The 19,772-nt window shown below is 73.2% G+C and carries 19 protein-coding genes and 1 pseudogene; 16 read left to right on the top strand and 4 right to left on the bottom strand.

Features of this window, described 5'->3' with window-relative positions; genetic code table 11:
- Nucleotides 1-67: 67 nt before the first annotated feature.
- The 14 genes from L3078_RS07380 (at nucleotide 68) to mug (ending at nucleotide 14,085) form a co-directional block, all read left to right on the top strand.
- Nucleotides 68-1,405, top strand: coding sequence for a hemolysin family protein (locus L3078_RS07380; protein WP_239752229.1), 1,338 nt, complete (start codon nucleotides 68-70; stop codon nucleotides 1,403-1,405).
- Entirely contained in the window at nucleotides 1,402-2,418 is a 1,017-nt protein-coding gene (locus L3078_RS07385; RefSeq protein ID WP_239752230.1) for a hemolysin family protein, read from the top strand. Before L3078_RS07380 ends, L3078_RS07385 begins: the two co-directional genes overlap by 4 nt.
- A gap of 644 nt (nucleotides 2,419-3,062) precedes the next feature.
- Nucleotides 3,063-3,875, top strand: a complete 813-nt coding sequence (locus tag L3078_RS07390; RefSeq protein WP_239752231.1) for an SGNH/GDSL hydrolase family protein — start codon at nucleotides 3,063-3,065, stop codon at nucleotides 3,873-3,875.
- Nucleotides 3,876-3,900: 25 nt separating this feature from the next.
- A complete protein-coding gene (locus L3078_RS07395; RefSeq protein ID WP_239752232.1) occupies nucleotides 3,901-4,236 on the top strand; it encodes a DUF4326 domain-containing protein in 336 nt (111 codons plus the stop codon).
- A 149-nt stretch (nucleotides 4,237-4,385) separates the two neighbouring features.
- Complete coding sequence (locus L3078_RS07400) at nucleotides 4,386-4,775, top strand: response regulator transcription factor (RefSeq protein WP_239752233.1); 390 nt, start codon at nucleotides 4,386-4,388, stop codon at nucleotides 4,773-4,775.
- Entirely contained in the window at nucleotides 4,772-5,629 is an 858-nt protein-coding gene (locus L3078_RS07405; RefSeq protein WP_239752234.1) for an ATP-grasp domain-containing protein, read from the top strand. Before L3078_RS07400 ends, L3078_RS07405 begins: the two co-directional genes overlap by 4 nt.
- Nucleotides 5,626-6,417 (top strand): ATP-grasp domain-containing protein, encoded by a 792-nt coding sequence (locus tag L3078_RS07410; RefSeq protein ID WP_239752235.1) that lies wholly within the window; start codon nucleotides 5,626-5,628, stop codon nucleotides 6,415-6,417. Before L3078_RS07405 ends, L3078_RS07410 begins: the two co-directional genes overlap by 4 nt.
- A gap of 9 nt (nucleotides 6,418-6,426) precedes the next feature.
- Complete coding sequence (locus L3078_RS07415; RefSeq protein WP_239752236.1) at nucleotides 6,427-7,701, top strand: mannitol dehydrogenase family protein; 1,275 nt, start codon at nucleotides 6,427-6,429, stop codon at nucleotides 7,699-7,701.
- Complete coding sequence (locus tag L3078_RS07420) at nucleotides 7,698-8,522, top strand: ATP-grasp domain-containing protein (RefSeq protein WP_239752237.1); 825 nt, start codon at nucleotides 7,698-7,700, stop codon at nucleotides 8,520-8,522. Before L3078_RS07415 ends, L3078_RS07420 begins: the two co-directional genes overlap by 4 nt.
- Nucleotides 8,510-9,856 (top strand): MFS transporter, encoded by a 1,347-nt coding sequence (locus L3078_RS07425; protein WP_239752238.1) that lies wholly within the window; start codon nucleotides 8,510-8,512, stop codon nucleotides 9,854-9,856. The genes L3078_RS07420 and L3078_RS07425 overlap by 13 nt, the downstream gene beginning before the upstream one ends.
- A 50-nt stretch (nucleotides 9,857-9,906) precedes the next feature.
- On the top strand, nucleotides 9,907-11,385 hold the full coding sequence (locus L3078_RS07430; protein ID WP_239752239.1) for a sensor histidine kinase: 1,479 nt from the start codon (nucleotides 9,907-9,909) through the stop codon (nucleotides 11,383-11,385).
- A complete protein-coding gene (locus L3078_RS07435; RefSeq protein WP_239752240.1) occupies nucleotides 11,382-12,068 on the top strand; it encodes a response regulator transcription factor in 687 nt (228 codons plus the stop codon). Before L3078_RS07430 ends, L3078_RS07435 begins: the two co-directional genes overlap by 4 nt.
- A 32-nt stretch (nucleotides 12,069-12,100) precedes the next feature.
- Nucleotides 12,101-13,543 carry an adenylosuccinate lyase gene (gene purB, locus L3078_RS07440; protein ID WP_239752241.1) on the top strand — a complete coding sequence of 481 codons (1,443 nt, stop codon included), beginning with the start codon at nucleotides 12,101-12,103 and terminating at the stop codon, nucleotides 13,541-13,543.
- Between the two features lie 44 nt (nucleotides 13,544-13,587).
- Nucleotides 13,588-14,085: a G/U mismatch-specific DNA glycosylase gene (gene mug, locus L3078_RS07445; protein WP_239752242.1), complete on the top strand. Its 498-nt coding sequence runs from the start codon at nucleotides 13,588-13,590 to the stop codon at nucleotides 14,083-14,085.
- Between the two features lie 22 nt (nucleotides 14,086-14,107).
- Here the strand turns inward: mug and L3078_RS07450 are convergent, their stop codons facing one another.
- Nucleotides 14,108-14,551, bottom strand: a complete 444-nt coding sequence (locus L3078_RS07450) for a hypothetical protein (RefSeq protein WP_239752243.1) — start codon at nucleotides 14,549-14,551, stop codon at nucleotides 14,108-14,110.
- 232 nt (nucleotides 14,552-14,783) lie between these two features.
- On the opposite strand from L3078_RS07450, the gene L3078_RS07455 reads away from it, so the two are divergent.
- Nucleotides 14,784-15,941, top strand: a complete 1,158-nt coding sequence (locus L3078_RS07455; RefSeq protein WP_239752244.1) for an ROK family transcriptional regulator — start codon at nucleotides 14,784-14,786, stop codon at nucleotides 15,939-15,941.
- A 77-nt stretch (nucleotides 15,942-16,018) separates the two neighbouring features.
- Here L3078_RS07455 and L3078_RS07460 read toward each other — a convergent pair whose 3' ends face one another.
- Nucleotides 16,019-16,780 carry a GntR family transcriptional regulator gene (locus tag L3078_RS07460; protein WP_239752245.1) on the bottom strand — a complete coding sequence of 254 codons (762 nt, stop codon included), beginning with the start codon at nucleotides 16,778-16,780 and terminating at the stop codon, nucleotides 16,019-16,021.
- A 162-nt stretch (nucleotides 16,781-16,942) separates the two neighbouring features.
- A complete protein-coding gene (locus L3078_RS07465; RefSeq protein ID WP_239752246.1) occupies nucleotides 16,943-17,833 on the bottom strand; it encodes an RNA polymerase sigma-70 factor in 891 nt (296 codons plus the stop codon).
- A 159-nt stretch (nucleotides 17,834-17,992) separates the two neighbouring features.
- Here L3078_RS07465 and L3078_RS07470 point away from each other — a divergent pair, with 159 nt between their 5' ends.
- Nucleotides 17,993-18,826, top strand: a complete 834-nt coding sequence (locus L3078_RS07470; RefSeq protein ID WP_239752247.1) for an alpha/beta fold hydrolase — start codon at nucleotides 17,993-17,995, stop codon at nucleotides 18,824-18,826.
- Nucleotides 18,827-18,934: 108 nt separating this feature from the next.
- On the opposite strand, the pseudogene L3078_RS07475 reads toward L3078_RS07470, so the two are convergent.
- Nucleotides 18,935-19,768 (bottom strand): annotated as a pseudogene (locus tag L3078_RS07475) (DMT family transporter); the annotation flags it as partial.
- Nucleotides 19,769-19,772: the final 4 nt, after the last annotated feature.

Genomic DNA, 19,772 nt, shown 5'->3' on the forward strand with positions numbered 1-19,772 from the left:
CCAGCGCCGGCGCCCGACGTCGCGCGATCCTCCCGCCCCTGTCCGACCATGGGACGGAGGTGACCCGATGATCGAAGTGCTCCTCCTTCTGGTGGCGGTGCTGCTCTCGCTGATCTGTGGCGCCTTCGTCGCCGCGGAGTTCTCCCTCACCACGGTGGACCGGGGCCGCCTGGAGCGGGCCGTGGAGCGCGGCGAACGGGGTGCCGCGGGCGCCCTCAAGGCCGTACGGAACCTGACGTTCCAGCTCTCCGGCGCCCAGCTCGGGATCACCGTCACCAACCTGGTGGTCGGCATGCTCGCCGAGCCGTCCATCGCCAAGCTGATCGCGGGCCCGCTGGAGGCGGTCGGCGTACCGAGCTCCGCGTCGCGTTCGGTGGCCCTCGTGATCGGTACGGCGCTGTCGACCGTCGTACTGATGGTCGTCGGCGAGCTGGTGCCCAAGAACTGGGCGATCTCCGCGCCGCTGCCGGTGGCGAAGAAGGTGGCGAACCCGCAGCGCTGGTTCAGCGCCGCGTTCCGGCCGTTCATCACCCATCTCAACAACACCGCCAACCGTCTCGTACGGCTCTTCGGCATCGAGCCGGCCGAGGAGCTGGCCTCCGCGCGCGGCCCCCAGGAACTGGCGGCCCTCGCCCGGCACTCCGCCAAGGAGGGCGCCCTGGAGGAGGACACCGCCGAGCTGTTCGTGCGCACGCTGAACCTGGCCGATCTGACCGCGGAGAACGTGATGACCCCGCGCGTCCAGGTCATCGCCCTCGAGGCCCAGGCGACCTGCGAGGACGTGGCCAACGCGACTCGGGCCACCGGCCTGTCCCGCTTCCCCGTCTACCGGGGCGGCCTGGACACGGTCGTCGGCACCGTGCACATCAAGGACGTCCTCGCCGTGCCCGCCGAGCGCCGGCTGCGCACGTCCGTCGCCGAACTGCTGCGCGAGCCGCTGCTCGTGCCCGAGTCGCTGACCGTCGACCGGGTCCTCGACCGGCTCTCCGGCAAGCGCACGATGGCCGTCGTCATCGACGAGTACGGCGGCACCGCCGGCGTCGTGACCCTGGAGGACATCGTCGAGGAGGTCGTCGGCGAGGTCCGCGACGAGCACGACCCGCACGAGACACCCGACCTGGCCCCCGTCGGCACCGACGAGAACGGCCGGGAGCTGTACTCGGCCGACGGCTCGGCCCGCACCGACCAGCTCGCCCGCGTCGGCCTGCGCGCGCCCGAGGGACCGTACGAGACCCTCGCGGGCCTCGTCGCCACCGAACTGGGCCGTATCCCGGCCGTCGGAGACAGCGTGGATGTCGTCGGCTGGCGGCTCGACGTGGTGGACGCGGCCGGGCGCCGGGCCGCGCGGGTGCTGCTGCACGCGCCGGTGGCGTCCGCCGAGGAGCACGAGGAGGAGACCCGATGACCGCCGTCCAGCTGCTGATCGGTTTCGCGACGCTGGTCGTCAACGCCTTCTTCGTGGGCGCCGAGTTCGCCCTGATCTCCGTACGCCGCAGCCAGATCGAACCGTACGCCGAACAGGGCGACCGCAGAGCTCGCAGCGTGCTGTGGGGTCTGCAGCACGTCTCCGCGCTGATGGCGGCCGCGCAGCTCGGCATCACGCTGTGCACCCTGGTCCTGGGTGTCGTCGCGGAACCGGCGATCGAGCACCTGCTGGAGCCGCTGTTCCACGCGATGGGTGTGCCGGAGGGCGCCGGGCACGCGATCTCCTTCGTGATCGCCCTGACGCTCGCCACCTATCTCCACATGCTGCTCGGCGAGATGGTGCCGAAGAACATCGCCCTCGCGGAGCCGGTGCGCAGCGCCCTGCTGCTCGGGCCGCCGCTGGTGACGCTGTCGCGGGCGCTGCGCCCGGTGATCTTCACCGTCAACGCCTTCGCGAACACGCTGCTGAAGCTGATGCGGATCGAGACGAAGGACGAGGTCGCGGCGACCTTCTCGGACACCGAGCTGGCCCGTCTCGTCGCGGACTCCAGCGAGGCCGGCCTCATCGACGACCGCGCGCAGGAACGGCTGCGGGACGCGCTCGAACTGGGCCGCCGGCCCGTGCGCGACGTCGTCCTCCCGCTGGAGCGGGTGGTCTACGCGGGCATGGGGGTCACACCGGAGGAGCTGGAGCGGCTGTCGGCCGAGTCCGGGTTCTCCCGCTTCCCCGTGGTCGACGAGGGGCGCCGGATCGTGGGCTACCTCCATGTGAAGGACGCGCTCGACGCGGCCCCTCGGGACGTGCCGTTCTCCGTCCGGGACATGCGGTCCATCGCCCGGGTCCGGGAGACCACACCGCTGGACGACGTCCTCACCGCGATGCGCCGCAGCCGCACGCACCTGGCGGCCGTACTGGGCGGCGACGGCCGACTCGCGGGCATCGTCACCATGGAGGACGTCCTCCGGGAACTGTTCGGCCAGCCGACCGCCTGAGGCATCCTGCCGATCGCCGCGTGATCCGCCGCCGCCCGCCCGCCCGCCGCCCGCCTCGGGCCGGGGGCGGCGGGCGGCTGGTCGGCTGCTCGGTGGGCTCGGACGGCTGGCGACCGTCCGTGTCGGCGCTCGGCTGGGGGCTGGGGGCTGGGGGCTGGGGGCTGGCAGCTCACGGTTGGCGGCCGGCAGACGGCCGATGGCGGCGACGGCGGGCGGACGGCTGGTCGGCTGACTGACGGGCGGCTGCTCTGCGGCGCGGACGGCTGGCGGCGGACGGCGGACGGTGGTCGGCGGACGGCGGTCGGCGGACGGCGGACGGTGGTCGGCGGTCGCCTGGCGGCGGGCGGTGGTCGGCGGTCGCCTGGCGGCGGGCGGCTGCTCGGCGGGCTCGGACGGCCGGCGACCGTCCGTGTCGGCGCTCGGCTGGGGGCTGGGGGCTGGGGGCTGGCAGCTCACGGTTGGCGGCCGGCAGACGGCCGATGGCGGCGACGGCGGGCGAACGGCTGGTCGGCTGACTGACGGGCGGCTGCTCTGCGGCGCGGCCGGCGGCCGGCGGCCGGCGGCTGGCAGCTGGCGGCGGACGGCGGCTGTGAGCAAGGTGACCGACCGCTGGGTATGTGCTTCGGGGTACCATTTTTGACGCCATGCAGACGACTTCCAGCCCCGCCGGTTCTCCCGCCCCCGGTCCCGCGTACACCAGCCTCGTCACGGTCGGGGACTCCTTCACCGAAGGCATGTCCGACCTCCTCCCCGACGGTACGTACCGTGGCTGGGCGGACCTCCTCGCCGGCCGCATGGCCGCGCGGACGCCCGGCTTCCGGTACGCCAATCTCGCGGTGCGCGGGAAGCTGATCGGCCAGATCGTCGCCGAGCAGGTGGAGGTCGCGGCCGCGATGGAGGCGGACGTCATCACCCTGGTCGGCGGCCTGAACGACACGCTCCGGCCGAAGTGCGACATGGGCCGGGTGCGCGGCCTGCTGGAGGAGGCGGTGGAGCGTCTCGCCCCCTCATGCAAGCAGCTCGTCCTGATGCGCAGCCCCGGCCGCCAGGGCCCCGTCCTGGAACGGTTCCGGCCGCGCATGGAGGAGCTGTTCGCGTGCGTCGACGACCTGGCCGCCCGGCACGGCGCCCTCGTCGTCGACCTCTACGGCGCCGCCTCGCTGAGCGATCCCCGCATGTGGGACGTGGACCGGCTGCACCTGACCGCCGAAGGGCACCGCCGGGTCGCCGAGGCGGTCTGGCAGACGCTCGGCCACGAGGCGGAGGACCCGGAGTGGCGGACGCCGATGCCGGTCACCCCGCCGCCCGGCTGGACCGCCCGCCAGGTGGCCCACGCGCGGTTCGCCCGGCAGTACCTGCTGCCGTGGATAGGGCGCCGTCTCACCGGCCGCTCCTCCGGCGACGGCAGGCCGGCCAAGCGCCCCGAGTTGCTGCCGTACGAGGGCCCACTAGCGTAGGGAGCCGTCCTACCGGGAGGCCTGCGTGACCACGACCGTGATCAACCTGAAGGGCCGCATCCGCGACTTCGGCCCCCGGCTCGAGTTCGCCCCCAGCGACCTCGTCTACATCGGACGCCGCTGGACCATGGGCCACTGGGACCTGCCGCAGCACCCGCTCTACAACCCGTTCCAGTACGACACCGAGAAGAAGAAGCGCGACGGGACACGGGCCGAGGTGATGGCGAAGTACCGGGAGTACCTGACCGCCGACCCCGAGCTGATGGCCCTCGTCCCGGAGCTGCGCGGCAGGACGCTGGCCTGCTGGTGCGCGCCCGAGCCGTGCCACGGAGACATCCTGGCGGAGCTGGCGGACGCGTAGTCCCCGCAGGCACCCTGCGGATCGTCGCCGCACGTCGGCGGCATGAGAAGTCACTCATTCCCCTCTCACACCTGATTCACCGGGGCGGCTCAAGCTGAAGGTCAGCTGAAGACACCTTCGCTTCACCTTGCGTTCACCCGGAGGACACCATGTCGCGCATCCTGGTCGTGGAGGACGAGCCGCACATAGCGACCCTCGTGGTCAAGGCGCTGCGCCGGGACGGGCATGACGTCGTGCTGTCCGAAGACGGCGAAGTGGGGCTGTTCATCGCCGAGGCGGACGGCGTCGACTGTGTCGTTCTCGATCTCGGCCTGCCCGGACTGCCGGGCGGGGCGATGCTCGGGATGCTGCGCGAGGACCATCAGGAGCTGCCGGTCGTGGTGCTGACCGGGTACGACGATCCCGAGCACCGGGCGGAGTGTCTGGCCGCCGGGGCCAATGTGTTCCTGACCAAGCCGTTCACCGTCACCGCGCTGCGCGGCGCGGTGCGTGAGCAGCTCGCCGTGGCGGGGGCCGCAGCCGCCTGGGGCTGCCGATGAACCGCGTGGTGATCCTCACGGACGCCCGGTATCTCGCGCAGCGTATGCCGGGAGCCCTGGTCGACGCGTTGCGTGGACGGGCCGCGCCCGCCGTGCTGGCCCCGGCGGACCGGTTGGTCGCCGAGGTCGGGGCGGACGAGGACCCCGCACCGGGGCGGGTGGCGACCCGAAGGGCGCTGCTCGCGCTGCGGCCGGGTGACCTGGTCGTGCCCCGGACCCGGAACGCGTTCGCCCTGTCACTGCTGCTGCGGGCCCAGTTGAGCGGTGTGCGCACGGTCAACCGTTGGGAGGCCGTCCAGGCCGTACGGGACAAGCCGTACACCGTGCAGCTCCTGGCCCGGGCCGGGGTGCCCACACCGGTCACGTTCCTCGCCGACCGGCCGGACTCGCTGGCCGATCTGCCGGACACCGCCTGGCCGTTGCTGCTGAAGCCCCCGTACGGCGACAACGGCCTCGGGATCGTACGGGTGGACTCCCCCGGCGAGCTCCGGCGGTTGCCGTGGTCCGAGGGCATGGTGCTGGCCCAGCACTACGTCGATGTGGCGGGGGTCGACGTGAAGCTGTACGGAGCGGGCGACGTGGTGTGGGCGGTGCGGCGCCCCTCGCCGCTGCTCCCGTCGGCGGAACGGAGCGAGCCGGTTCCCCTGCCGGTCACCGACGAGTTGCGGACGCTCGCGCTCGCCTGCCGGGACGCCTCCGGCCTCGAACTGTACGGCGTGGACGTACTTCCGTCCCCCGACGGGCCGCTGGTGGTCGATGTGAACGACTTCCCCAACTACACAGGTATCGCCGAGGCCCCCGACGCGGTCGCCGATCTCGTCGAGTCCCGGCTGACGGAGGTGGTCCCCCTATGACCGCGACCCTGGCCGGAAGGCGCGTCGTCCTGGTCCACGGCAAGAAGCCCACACCCCACTCCATCGTCTGGACCGTGCTGGCGGGACTGCGCGCCGAGGGTGCCCGCATCGGCACCTGGCAGGACGCCCCGGATCTTCCCCGGTCCGTCTTCACCGGCGCCGACCTGGTCGTCCTGCGCTCCGTCCACCCCGTCACCGCGGATCTGGCGCGGGCCGGCGCCCCACCGGAGGCCTCGTGGTGCAATCCGCCGGAGGCCACGGCGGTGGTCGCGGACCGGGTGGAGACCTGGCGGCGGCTCCTGGCGGCGGACCTCCCGGTGCCCGCCGCGCGGGTCGTGCGCGATCCGCGGGCGGTGACCGCCATGGCGGCGGAGGGGCCGGTGGTCGCGAAGACCCCGCTGGGCAGCCGTGGGGAAGGGGTGACGGTGCTGGAGCAGGGCGACAGCCGTCCCGTCGCCGGCCGGGGCCCCTGGCTGGTCCAGGACCGGATCCCGGGCGACGGCTGGGACCGCAAGCTGTTCGTGATCGGGTCGCACGTCCACGGCACGCTGCGCCGCTGGCCCGCCCGGTCGCTGTCGGACAAGTGGGGCCGCCCCCTGCGCCTGGACTCCCGCCTGACGGCACTGGCGCTCGCCGCGGGCGACGTGTTCGGGCTCTGCGCCTACGGCGTGGACGTGATCGACGGGCCGGACGGACCGGTGATCGTCGACGTGAACGCCTTTCCCGGGTTCAAGGGAGTACCCGGTGCGCCCGGTCTCCTCTTCGACCACCTGCTGGGCCACCTGTAGGGAGCCGCCATGCGCGTGGTCGTCGTCGGTGCCGGAAAACTGGGGTGCGGCTATCTGGTGCCCCTTTTCCTCGAAGCGGGACATGAGGTGGTGCTCGGCTGCCGGACCCGTGACACGGCGGATCGCATCCGGTGCGCCGGCGGTTGGCGTGTGCGAGTCACCGGAGAAAGACCCGAGGAGGTCCACGACGTCACCACCGCGTCGGTGGGCGCGGAGCTGGACGAGGCCGTGACGGCCGCGGACCTGGTCGTGCTCAGCGTCGGTGTGGCCAACGCCGCCGAGGCCGCCCGGAGCCTGGTGCCCGGGCTCGCCGCCCGCCGAGGGCGGCCGGTGGATGTGTGGGTGGTGGAGAACGCCGAATGTGCCCACCGGGTGACCGAGGCGCTCCGCGACACCGCCGCGGCCCGCGGAGTAGCGCTCCCCCCGATCGGGGTCGCCGGGGCGGTCGCACGGGTGACCGTGGGCCATGGCTGCTGGCGCGAGCCGGGGGTGCCCGAGTTCCTCCGCGACACCCCGCGACAGCTTGCCGTCGACGCCCGTCCCCTGCTCACGGCACCGCCCACGCTGCCCGGCGTGCGTGCCACCGGCCAGTACCGCGCCCGGCTGCACGAGAAGCTGTTCGTCTACAACGCGGGTCACGCGCTCGCCGCGTACCTCGGCTGGCTGCGCGGCCACCGCACCGTCGACGCGGCGATCGGTGACCCGTTCGTCCGGCCGGTGGTGGCCGGCGCCCTGCTGGAGGGGCGGCGCGCGATCCTCGCCGCGTATCCGGGACTGCGGCGGGGCCCGCAGGTGGACCAGTGCGGCGACGTGCACGGGCCGGTGGCAGAGGCGCTGGCCCGCTACGGCAACACCGAACTCGCCGACCCGGTCACCCGGGTGGCCCGCGAACCGCTCCGCAAGCTCTCCCCGGGCGACCGCCTCCTGGGCCCGGTCGCCCTGCTGCGCGGAACCCGCCACCGGGTCCCGGCGCACTTCGCCCTGGGCATCGCCGCGGCACTGCTGTACGGGTACGACGACGAGGCGGTGCCCGCGGCCGACACATCGGCGCGGCGGCTGCGCCGACTGCTGGACGAGCGGGGTGTGTCCGCCGTACTGGCCGGTGTGTGCGGCCTCGCGGCCGACGACCCGTTCGCCGCCGCGATCGCCGTCCGCTACCACGGTTTCGTGTTCACCGACGACGGCGTGCGCTTCCCGCCGACGGCCCCGCTCCCCGACATCGTCGCCCGCGCCGACGCCGTCTCCCGACGGAGGGAGCCGCTCCCCGGTCAGGTGACGCGGTGAGCCGCCCGCGGGTCTGCGTCCTGATCGAGGCGGGCGCGGACCCGGGCCGCAATCCGCTGCTGCGGCCGCTGCGCTCGGCGCTCGCCGCACGCGGCGCGCGGTGCACGGCCTTCGACGCCACCGCGCCCTGGAGCCCCTGCGATCTGCCGTCGGCCGAGGTGTTCCTGATCAAGGGCGGCGATCCCGCGGTGCTCGGCGCCGCCGGGGCCGTGGCCGACGCGGGCGGCGTCTGTCTCAACGGTCTGGACACGACACTGCGGGTCATCGACAAGGCCCGGGTCCTGTCGCTGCTCGGCCGGGCGGGGCTGCCGGTCCCGGCGACGACCGTGGCGGCCGACGCCGACGCGGTGGCGGGGCTGCTGCGTGCGGCAGGCGCTCCCCGGTTCGTGAAACCGCTGTGCGGGCGGCTCGGCCGGGGAACGGGTGTGCTGTCCCCGGGGGAACGCCCGGAGGGCGCCGGCCCGTGGCTGGTGCAGGAGGTCGTGGACGGGCCCGGCTACGACTACAAGGTCTGCGGTGTGGGCCGCCGGGCCGCGGTGCTGCGGGTCCGGGTCGAACCCGGCCGCCTCGATGTGCCGCGTGTGCCCGTGCCGCACCCGGACCCGTGTCTGACGCGGCTCGGGCTGCGTACCGCCGAGGTGTGCGGACTGGTCTGCTGGGGCGTCGACGTCGTCGTGGGCGCCGACGGTCCGGTCGTCGTCGACGTCAACACCTTCCCCGGCTACCGGGGTGTGCCGGACGCGGCCGTATGGATCGCGGACGCGGCCCTCGCCACGGCGGACACCCGCGTGGGTGGCGGGAGGCCGGCATGGGCGTATTGAAGAGTCTCCACCGGGCCGGTGTTCTCGGCCCCCATCCGGTGCGGGCCGTCGTCGTGGAGGGCTTCACCACCCGGCTCGCGTTCGGCGTGGTGATCTTCGCGATGCCGTTGTACGCCCGGCAGCTCGGCATGTCACTGACGGAGATCGGCGCGCTCGTCGCGATGAAAGCGCTGGTCGAACCGGCCGTGAAACCCTTCATGGGCCGGGCGGTGGACCGGTGGGGTGCCCGACGCGGTTATCTGACCGCGGTGACGGTACGTCTGGTCGCGTCGGTGCTGCTGCTCACCGCAACGACACCCGCCTCCCTGTACGCGACGCGCCTGGTCCAGGGCGCCGCGTCGGCGGCACGCGATCCGGCGTCCATCAGTGTGGTGGCCGACTCCGGCGAGCAGAGACTCGGGCGGGCCTTCTCGCTGTCGTTCGGCGCGAAGGACCTGGGCGCCGTCTCCGCGGGGGCGCTCGGCGGACTCCTGCTGGCCGGGAGCGGCAACGACTTCCGGCTGCTGTGGGCCTTCGTCGCGGCCATCTCCCTCGTACCGGTCGTCGTGGTCTGGCTCTGGGTGCCGCCTCCCGAACGGAAGCCGCCGGACTCGGTGCCCGCCGACCCCGCCGACCCCACCACCCACCCCGACCCCGACCCCGACACCGACCCCGACCCTGCCGACGCGACGACCGGTGACCCGACGGCCGTCGAGTCACCGGGTGGGCACCCGCTGAAGGACCGGAGCCCGGCAGGGTCACGGTTGTTCGCCGACCGTCGGCTACGGCTGCTGTGCGCGCTGGGGCTGCTCGCCGGAATGACCGCCCACATGACCCACGGTCTGTTCCCCATCCTGGCCGCCGAGGTCGCCGGCCTCACTCCCGGGCAGATCGGCGCCATCTACTCCGCGTCCGTGTTCGTCCTGCTCCTGGTCGGGCCGCTGGCGGGCCTGGCCGCCGACCGGTTCGGCGCGGCGCCGCTCACCGGAGCGCGCGGGATCGCGAACACGCTGTCCTCCGTTCTGTACCTGGCCTTCCCGACGGCCGCCGGCATGCTGAGCGGCCGGCTGGTCGACGACGCGGGAAAGGCGGCTTTCCGGCCACCGTGGGGAAGCCTGCTGGCCCAGGCGGCGCGCGGCGCCGGGCCCCGGGGCGGTCGAGTCGCCGCAGGCCTCGACACCGCGCTGTCGGTCGGCGAGGCCGCCGGGCCGGTCATCGCCGCCATGCTGTGGGACGTGTGGGGTCTGGCGGTGTTCCTGCTGGTCCGCGCCGCTCTGGGCATCGCCACCGAGTTGCTCGTCACCCGGCGTCTGGTCCATACCGCGCCCGCGCGCGCGGAGCGGATCCGCCCCTGACGGGCGTACCGGGAGTGCCGGGGGTGGCGGCGCAACTCACGATGAGTGCGATGAAGACGACCTTGCGGAACCGGGTGCGCACCCTCACCGTGGTGCGGTCGGTCCGCGTGCGTGTGCTCGCCTCCATCCTGCTGCTCACCGCACTGGGGATGACGCTCACCGGGGTCGCGATCTATGTGGTGCAGAAGACCCGGATCGACCACCGGGTGCGGCTGCATGTGAACCGGGAGGCCACGGAGTTCGAGCGATTCCACGCCACCGCCGTCGATCCGGAGACCGGCAAGCCGTTCGCGTCCCTGGAACGGCTGCTGCTCACCGCCACCCGGCGCAACGTTCCCGACGAGCACGAGGCGCTGCTCTCGCTGATCGACGGCGCCGTGCGCTATTCGACTCCCGAGTCCGAGGCCGGACTCCTCAGCGCCGACCGGGCGTTCCTGCGCACGGTGCACACGGTGATCGACGGCGAACGGCCGGCCCTCCGGGTCGTCGACACCACGGCGGGACGCGTGCAGCTGGCCGTGCGGCCCGTGACCCACCAGGGGCGCACGGGAGCCTGGGTCATCGCGCACTGGACCGAGAGGGAGGCGGCCGAGTTCGCCGACGTCATGCGGGCCTACATCGTCACGGCACTCGGGGTTCTGCTGCTGGCGGCGCTCGCCGGCTGGTTCGTGACCGGACGGCTGCTGGCGCCCATCACGGTCATGCGGCGCACGGCCCTGCGGATCACCGACACCGACCTCACCCAACGGATCAGGGTCAGCGGCAACGACGACCTGGCCGAACTGGGACGCACCTTCAACGTGATGCTCGGCCGTCTGGAGAAGGCGTTCACCGATCAGCGGCACTTCCTGGACGACGTCGGGCACGAGCTGCGCACCCCGATCACCGTCGTGCGCGGCCATCTCGAACTGGTCGACAGCCGAGAACCGGCCGAGGTGGACGAGGTCAGAGCACTGGTAATCGACGAGCTGAACCGGATGGCGCGCATGGTCGACGACCTGCTGCTGTTGGCGCGGGCGGAGCAACCGGATTTCCTGCGCCTCACGACGGTCGACGTCGGAAGCCTGATCGACGAGGTCTGCGACAAGGCGCGCGCACTCGGCGACCGCCGCTGGCGGGTGGACGCCCGGGCGGAGGCCGAACTGCGCGGCGATCACCAACGTCTCACCCAGGCGCTGCTGGAACTGGCGCACAACGCGGTCACGCTGACCGGGGAGAACGACACGGTCGCTCTGGGCTCCGCGGTCGACGAGGCGGACGGGTCCGTGCGGCTGTGGGTCCGCGACACCGGCCCGGGAGTCACGCCCGACGACGCGGCCTGCATCTTCGGCCGCCACCAGCGCGGCGCCACGTGCCGCCGCGGCGGTTCCGGGCTGGGCCTGTCCATCGTCAGAGCCATCACCGAGGCGCACGGCGGACGCGTCGTGCTCGACTCGCACCCCTGGCGCGGTGCCACGTTCACCCTCGTCGTCCCACGCGACCTCGCCGCCCGGCACAGCGGCCTCCCGACCCGGGCTCCTGTCCGATGAGCCGGATCCTGATCGCGGAGGACGAACCGCGCATCGCCGCCTTCCTGGAGAAGGGCCTGCGGGCCCAGGGGTTCGTCACCACGGTGGTCGGCGACGGGGCCGCCGCGCTCGACCGCGCCACGAACGGGGAGTGCGACCTGCTCGTCCTCGATCTCGGGCTTCCCCTGATGGACGGCTTCACCGTGCTGCGCCGGCTGCGGCTGGAGCACGCGGACCTGCCCGTCGTCATCCTCACGGCACGCGACTCGACCGAAGACACGGTCGCCGGGCTCGAAGGCGGCGCCGACGACTACATGGTCAAGCCGTTCCAGTTCGCGGAACTGCTGGCGCGCATCCGGCTGCGGCTCCGGGTGAACCGTACGGCGGAGCCGACCGTGCTGCGGCACGGCCGCCTCTCCCTGGACCTGCGCACCCGGCGGATCCATGTCGACGGCCGTGTGGTGGACCTGACGGCCAGGGAGTTCGTCCTGACGGAGTGCTTCCTGCGCAACCCCGGCCAGGTGCTCTCGCGCGAGCAGTTGCTGTCCCAGGTGTGGCGGTACGACTTCCATCCGGGCTCGAACATCGTGGACGTGTACGTCCGCTACCTGAGAAACAAACTGGGCCGCGACCGCATCGAGACCGTACGGGGCATGGGCTACCGCCTGACCGACCCCCCGGACCAGCCCGAACAGGACGCGTGACCCGCCGCGGGTGCCGGGTAAACTCCGTCCACGTGACTTCTGCGCCAGCCAAGCCCCGCATCCCGAACGTCCTCGCCGGACGCTACGCCTCCGCCGAGCTCGCCACGCTCTGGTCGCCCGAGCAGAAGGTGAGGCTGGAGCGGCAGCTCTGGCTGGCCGTGCTGCGGGCCCAGAAGGACCTCGGCATCGAGGTGCCGGACGCGGCGCTCGCCGACTACGAGCGGGTCCTCGACACAGTCGACCTGGCCTCCATCGCCGAGCGCGAGAAGGTCACGCGGCACGACGTGAAGGCGCGGATCGAGGAGTTCAACGACCTCGCCGGGCACGAGCACGTGCACAAGGGCATGACCTCCCGCGACCTCACCGAGAACGTCGAGCAGCTGCAGATCCGGCTCTCCCTGGAGCTGGTCCGCGACCGTACGGTGGCCGTGCTGGCGCGGCTGGGCAAGCTCGCCGGGGAGTACGGCGAGCTGGTCATGGCCGGCCGTTCGCACAACGTGGCCGCGCAGGCCACCACCCTCGGCAAGCGGTTCGCGACCGCCGCCGACGAACTGCTCGTGGCGTACGGCCGGGTCGAGGAGCTGCTCGGCCGGTATCCGCTGCGCGGCATCAAGGGCCCGGTGGGCACGGCCCAGGACATGCTGGACCTGCTGGGCGGGGACGCCGGCAAGCTGGCGGAGCTGGAGGACCGGATCGCCGGGCACCTCGGCTTCGCGCAGGCGTTCACCTCGGTCGGCCAGGTCTACCCGCGCTCGCTGGACTACGAGGTCGTGACGGCTCTCGTCCAGCTGGCGGCGGCGCCCTCGTCGATCGCCAAGACGATCCGGCTGATGGCCGGGCACGAGCTGGTGACCGAGGGCTTCAAGCCGGGCCAGGTCGGCTCGTCCGCCATGCCGCACAAGATGAACACCCGCTCCTGCGAGCGCGTCAACGGCCTCATGGTCATCCTGCGCGGCTACGCCTCGATGACCGGCGAGCTGGCGGGCGACCAGTGGAACGAGGGCGACGTGTCCTGCTCGGTGGTGCGCCGCGTCGCGCTGCCGGACGCGTTCTTCGCGCTGGACGGTCTGCTGGAGACCTTCCTGACCGTCCTCGACGAGTTCGGCGCGTTCCCGGCGGTCGTCGCGCGTGAGCTGGACCGCTACCTCCCCTTCCTCGCCACGACCAAGGTGCTGATGGGCGCGGTGCGCGCGGGCGTCGGCCGCGAGGTCGCGCACGAGGCCATCAAGGAGAACGCCGTCGCCTCCGCGCTGGCCATGCGCGAGCAGGGCGCCGAGCGCAACGAGCTGCTCGACAAGCTCGCCGCCGACGACCGCATCCCGCTGGACCGTGCCGGGCTGGACGCGCTCATGGCCGACAAGCTCTCCTTCACGGGTGCCGCCGCCGACCAGGTCGGCGTCGTCGTCGCCCGGATCGAGGAGATCGTGAAGCAGCGCCCGGAGGCCGCCGGCTACACGCCGGGAGCGATCCTCTGACCCGCTTCACCCAGGCCGAACTGGAGGCCGCCCGCGACCGGCTGGTGCCGGACGTCACCGCGGACGGCCTCCGGGTCCTCTTCTGCGGCATCAACCCGGGGCTGATGACGGCCGCCTCGGGCCACCACTTCGCCCGCCCCGGCAACCGGTTCTGGCCCGTGCTGCACCTGTCCGGCTTCACGCCCCGGCTCCTGAAGCCGTCCGAGCAGGGCGAGCTGCCGTCGTACGGGCTCGGCATCACCAACGTCGTCGCCCGTGCCACGGCACGCGCCGACGAGCTGACGGCCGAGGAGTACGTGGAGGGCGGCCGGCTGCTGACCGCCAAGGTGGAGCGGCTGCGCCCGCGTTGGCTCGCGGTGGTCGGTGTGACCGCGTACCGCGCCGCCTTCGGCGACCGCAAGGCCGCCGTCGGACCGCAGGAGCGGACGATCGGGGCCTCACGCGTGTGGGTGCTGCCCAACCCCAGCGGGCTGAACGCGCACTGGACCGCGGCGACGATGGCGGAGGAGTTCGCGCGGCTGCGCGTGGCTGCGGGGGACTGACCGACCGGCCCGCGGTCGGGGGTCACGGAGGGTCTGTCTCCGTTATCAGCGCGACGAGTTGGAACGGCAGCTCCTTGTCCCACTGGGAGACGCCGAGGGCGACCCAGCGGCCGTGGCCGTCGGCCTGCCAGAGGTGCACATCGGGCACGTGTGCGCTGAGCGGGCCCCAGGGCTCGGGTATGTCCTCGCCCTCCTGGTAGCGGCTGGACACGCTCCACAGACTGAACACGTCCGGCGGCCCCCACCGCTCGGCGAGGCGCTCGGACAGGGCGTCGCGGTCCGCCTCGAACTGGACCTCCGTCTCCTCCCGTGCCGTACCGTCGTCGTCCCAGAAATCCTCGCTCGTCGCTAACTCGGCGAGGTGGTAACCGGGGCCGGCCGCGCCGACGTCCGACCGGCCGTGCGCCGTGGGGAACTCCTCGGAACACAGCCGGTCGATCGTGACGAGATGCCGCGCGATGGTCATGTGCTCCAGTAAAGCGCGGGCCACTGACAATTGGCGTGCCGTCAGGCGTCGCCTCCGGGTCGTCGGCGCACGGGAGCGGGCGACCACGGCACCCGGGCGCGTGGGGCCGCCGCGGCCTGGCCCGGCCAGGCGCTCGCGGGGATTGCGCAGGTCGGGGGCGGCGGGCACTCGCCGGGGTGCGTCGTGGCGAGTACGATCCGGCAGACACGGGCGCGAGCTGGGAGGACGGGCGTTGGGGCCACTGACCGGCGGGGATCCTTCTCTGCTTCGAAGAATCAACTCGGCCGTGGTGCTGCACGCGCTGCGGGCCACGGACCACGCGACGCTGACCGAGATCACCAGGGTCACCGGCCTGTCCCGGCCCACGGTCGAGGGCGTCGTGGAGGGGTTGGTCGAGGCCGGTCTGGTGGTCGAGCAGGCAGCTGAGGAGGGCGCGGCCCGGCGGCAGGGGCGCCCGGCGCGGCACTACCGGTTCCGGGCCGAGGCCGGCCATCTGCTGGGACTGGACGTGGGCTCGCACCGGGTGGCGGCGCTGCTCGCGGACCTCGACGGACGGGTGCTGGGCTCGCTGTCCAAGGAGATCTCCGAGTCGGCGTCGGCGGAGGAACGGTTGGAGCGGCTGCGCTCGACCGTCGCCGAGCTGCTGCGCAGGTCCGGTGTGTCGCGCGATTCGCTGCGTGCGGTGGGCGTGGGCAGCCCGGGGGTCATCGAGGCCGGTGGCGTCGTACGCCTGTGCGCGGCCCTGCCGGAGTGGACGGGGCTGAACCTGGGCGAGCGGCTCAGCCGGTCCTTCAAGTGCTCCGTGCTGGTGGAGAACGACGCCAACGCGGCCGCCGTCGCCGAGCACTGGAAGGGGGCCGCCACCGAGTCCGACGACGTGGTGCTGGTGCTGGCGGGGCTGAGCCCCGGCGCCGGTTCGCTGATCGGCGGGCGGCTGCACCGGGGGTACGGCGGCGCGGCCGGGGAGATCGGCGCGCTGCACCTGCTGGGCCGGGAGGCCACCCCCGAGGCGCTGCTGTCCACCACGGGCGAGCCCTTGCACCCGCTGGACGAGCAGGCGGTCGCCGAGGTCTTCAAGCACGCGCGCGAGGGCGACGTACGGGCCCGTGCGGCTGTCGACCGTTTCATACAGCGCCTCGTCCACGACGTGACGGCCCTTGTCCTGGCCCTCGATCCCGAGCTGGTCGTGGTCGGCGGCTGGGCGGCCGGCATCGACGACGTCCTCGACCCCCTCCGCGGCGAGCTGGCCCGGTACTGCCTGCGCCCGCCCCGGGTCGCCCTCTCCCGGCTGGGCGAGGCGGCCGTCGCCATGGGCGCGCTGCGGCTCGCCCTGGACCACGTCGAGGAGCAGCTCTTCGCGGTGGAGGGCACGGTGACGGCGCGCCGCTGAGCCGCCGCCGGGCACGCGAACGCCGTGCCCCGCGAGAGGGGCACGGCGGGTACGGCGGGGAGGCTCTGCCCGTGGCGTCAGGACGCGTGGCGCTCCGGGCCGTGGTGGATCTCGACGCCGCCCGAGGCACCGAAGGTCAGGCGGCACGTGTCAGCACGGTAGGTGGCCAGGGAGACCGCCGCCGTACGTGCCTCGGCGAAGAAGCGGGTGGTGACGACCAGGACGGGCGCGCCGGGCAGCCGGTCGAGCTCCTTGGCGTCGTCCGCGCGGGCTGAGCCCAGCTCCACCGAGCGGTCCTGGCCCTCCAGTTCCAGGCGCTGCAGCTCACGCAGGACCGCACGCGCGCGTGCGGCACCGGAGGGGGCGTCTATGGCGGAGAGGGCGGGCACGGAGGCCGCCGGGATGTAGAGCAGTTCGGCGGCGACGGGCTGGCCGTGCGACATCCGGGAGCGGCGCACGACGTGCACCTGCTCGCCGTGGACGCTCTCCAGGAGGTCGGCGACCGCGGCGGGCGGTGCCGCGGTCGTGCAGTCGACGGCCTGCCAGGCGTCGCCGACGGTGCCCGGCCACGCGTGCTGCTCGGTGCCGACGGCGACGCCCACGCGCGGGGGCGCGACCGTGGTGCCGACACCGCGACGGCGCTGCAGTCGGCCCTCCAGTTCGAGCTGCTCCAGCGCCTGGCGGAGGGTGGCCCGGGCGACGCCGAAGCGGGCCGCGAGGTCACGTTCGTTGGGCAGGATCTCCCCCACCGAGAACTCGGAGTCCAATGCCTCACTGAGCACGGTCTTCAGATGCCAGTACTTCGGTTCCGGCACCGATTCCAGCTGCTGGGTCCCCACCCTGTCCTCCGCTGCTTCGCCGTGGCCCGGCGGCGTTTTTAGCGCCCTTGTTTATTAAAGGTTGTTGCACTTTCTTGCGACCATAGGCGGGCCCCCACCCTTGGTCAAGACCAATCATCGAACCCTCGGGCATTCGACAGGTCGGACGCCGGGCAGCGTTCATCAAGGCTTCACGGCCGCCAGGGAGAGCAGCTTCTCCGGGTTGCGGACGATGTAGACGCACTGGATTCGCCCGTCGGCGACGTCGAGTTGGAACACGCTGTCGACCGTGTCGCCGGTCAGGAGGACCACGGCGAAGCCGCCGTTGATCTCCATGAAGCGGAACGAGGCGGCCCGCACGCCCTTGCCGGCCGCGCCGTGCACGAACCGTCCCACCTTGTCGGCGGTCTCGAGGACCCGCACCGGGGCCTTGCCGATGCCGCCGCCGTCGCCCACCAGACGGACGTCGGGGGCGAGCAGCGCCATGAGCTGGTCGAGGTCGCCGCCTTCCGCGGCGGCGAGGAACTTCTCCGTCAGCTCGCGGCGTTCGACGGGATCGACCTCGTAGCGCGGGCGCCGCTCGTCGACGTGTCTGCGGGCCCGCCCGGCGAGCTGGCGCACGGCGGGCTCGGCACGGTCGATCATGGCCGCGATCTCGGCGTACGGGTAGCCGAAGGCCTCCCGGAGCACGAACACGGCGCGTTCCAGGGGCGAGAGGGACTCCATGACGACCAGGACGGCGAGGGAGACGGTGTCGGCGAGGACGGCCCGCTCGGCGGTGTCCGGGACGGTGTCCGCGTAGTCGGTGATGTACGGCTCGGGGAGCCACGGGCCGGGGTAGGCCTCGTTGCGCGACTGCACCTGGCGCAGTCGGTCGATGGCGAGGCGGGTGGTGACACGGACCAGGTAGCCGCGCGGTTCGCGCACCTCGGAGCGGTCGGCGCCGGACCAGCGCAGCCAGGCCTCCTGGACCACGTCCTCGGCGTCGGCGACCCGGCCGAGCATGCGGTAGGCGACTCCCATCAGGACGGGGCGGTGCTCTTCGAAGAGGTCGATCGCGATGTCGGTGGTCACCGTTCCATCCCAACCCGAGGGGCGGGGCCGTGTCCAGGCGATTCCGGCGTTGCGCGCGGCTTGTTACTCCCGGGGACTACCCGCCGGTAGCAGTTGCTGACAAGCTGTCTACGACGCCGTGCGCCGGCGTGTCCATCCGCCCAGACGAGGAGTCGCACCATGTCCGCCGCCACGGTCTCCTTCCAGGTCCCCTCCCCGCTCGGCCCGCGGTCCGTGACGGTCTCCTACACCCGCGAGGGCACCGGTGAGCCGCTGCTCCTGCTGCACGGCATCGGCCACCACCGGCAGGCCTGGGACCCGGTGACGCACATCCTGGCGGCGGAGCGCGAGGTCATCACCGTCGACCTGCCCGGCTTCGGCGCGTCGCCCGCGCTGCCGGACGGGCTCACCTACGACCTGCCCACGACGACCGCCGTCTTCGGTGCCTTCTGCGAGGCGCTGGAGCTCGACCGCCCCCATGTGGCGGGCAACTCCCTGGGCGGTCTGCTCGCCCTGGAGCTGGGCCGCGAGAAACTCGTACGGTCCGTCACGGCGCTGTCCCCGGCGGGGTTCTGGAACGAGGCCGAGCGGCGTTACGCGTTCGGCGTGCTGCTCACCATGCGGCACATCGCGCGGCGGCTGCCGCTGCCGCTGGTCGAACGGTTGTCCCGGTCGGCGGTCGGCCGCACCGCCCTGACGAGCACCATCTACGCCCGTCCGAGCCGCCGTTCACCCGAGGCGGTGGTCGCCGAGACGCTCGCCCTGGCGGGCGCGACCGGGTTCGACGAGACCCTCCGGGCCGGTGGCAGCGTCCTGTTCACCGACGACGTCCCCGGGCTCCCCGTCACCGTGGCCTGGGGCACCCGGGACTGGCTGCTCGTCCGCCGTCAGGGTGTCCGTGCCAAGCGGGTCATCCCCGGCGCCCGGCTGGTGCGGCTGCCCGGCTGCGGCCACTGCCCCATGAACGACGACCCCGCGCTGGTCGCCCGCGTCATCCTCGACGGCAGCCGCTGACCGGCCGCCGACGGCAGCCGCTGACCGGCGGGTCAACGCCCCCGACCCCAGGGCGACCCCGGCACCGACCAGCGCGCTGCCGACGGCCTGTGCGGCACCGTAGGAGCCCGTGCCGACGAGGGGCGCCGTGCAGGCGGCGGCCACCGGAATCAGTCCGGAGAACAGGGTGGCGCGCTCGGCGCCGATGCGCTGCATGCCCATGTACCAGCACACGAACCCGACCACCGTGACCACCGCCGCCTGCCACAGCAGCGCGACCGACTCCGTGCCGTCCGGGCGGCGCAACCACGCGCCGCCGTCGACGACCACGCCGACGAGGGCCGACTCGACCGCGGCCACCGCGCACACGGTCGCCGACAGCAGCCGTGGCCCGAGCGGTCGCAGCACCGGCACGGCCAGCACGGCGAAGCCGATCTCGCCCGCCAGCGCGCACACCGAGAAGGCGATGCCCGCTCCGTCCGTACGGCCCCAGCCCTGGACGGTGAACGCGCCGGCCGCCACCAGCAACGCCCCTTGCAGGACCACCCGTTGGGGTCGCCGCCCCTCCGTCAGCGGGACGAGGACGGCCACGGCCACCGGGGCGCAGCCCACGAAGACCCCCGGCACCGCCGGTTCCGCCGAGCGTTCGGCGGCGAGCACGGCGATGTTGAAGCCGACCATGCCGACCGCCGCGAGCAGCCCCAGCCGCGCCCACTGCCGTGCGGTGAGACGGCGCAGCGGTGCCGTGCCGTCCCGGCCGAGCAGCGGGAGCAGCAGGAGACAGGCGAGGCCGTAGCGGAGGAACTGGCCGCCCGCGTACGGGTAGTCGCCCAGGACGCTGTTGGCGGTGAAGGACCCGCCGACGAGCACGCAGGCGAGGGCGGCGAGGAGGGAACCGGAGAGCGCGGACGGGGTCCGGGGTGTGCCGGTCGTCGTGGTCGGGACGGTGGGCGTGGGCTTCATGGTC

This window comes from Streptomyces deccanensis (assembly GCF_022385335.1).
GTDB classification, from domain to species: domain Bacteria; phylum Actinomycetota; class Actinomycetes; order Streptomycetales; family Streptomycetaceae; genus Streptomyces; species Streptomyces deccanensis.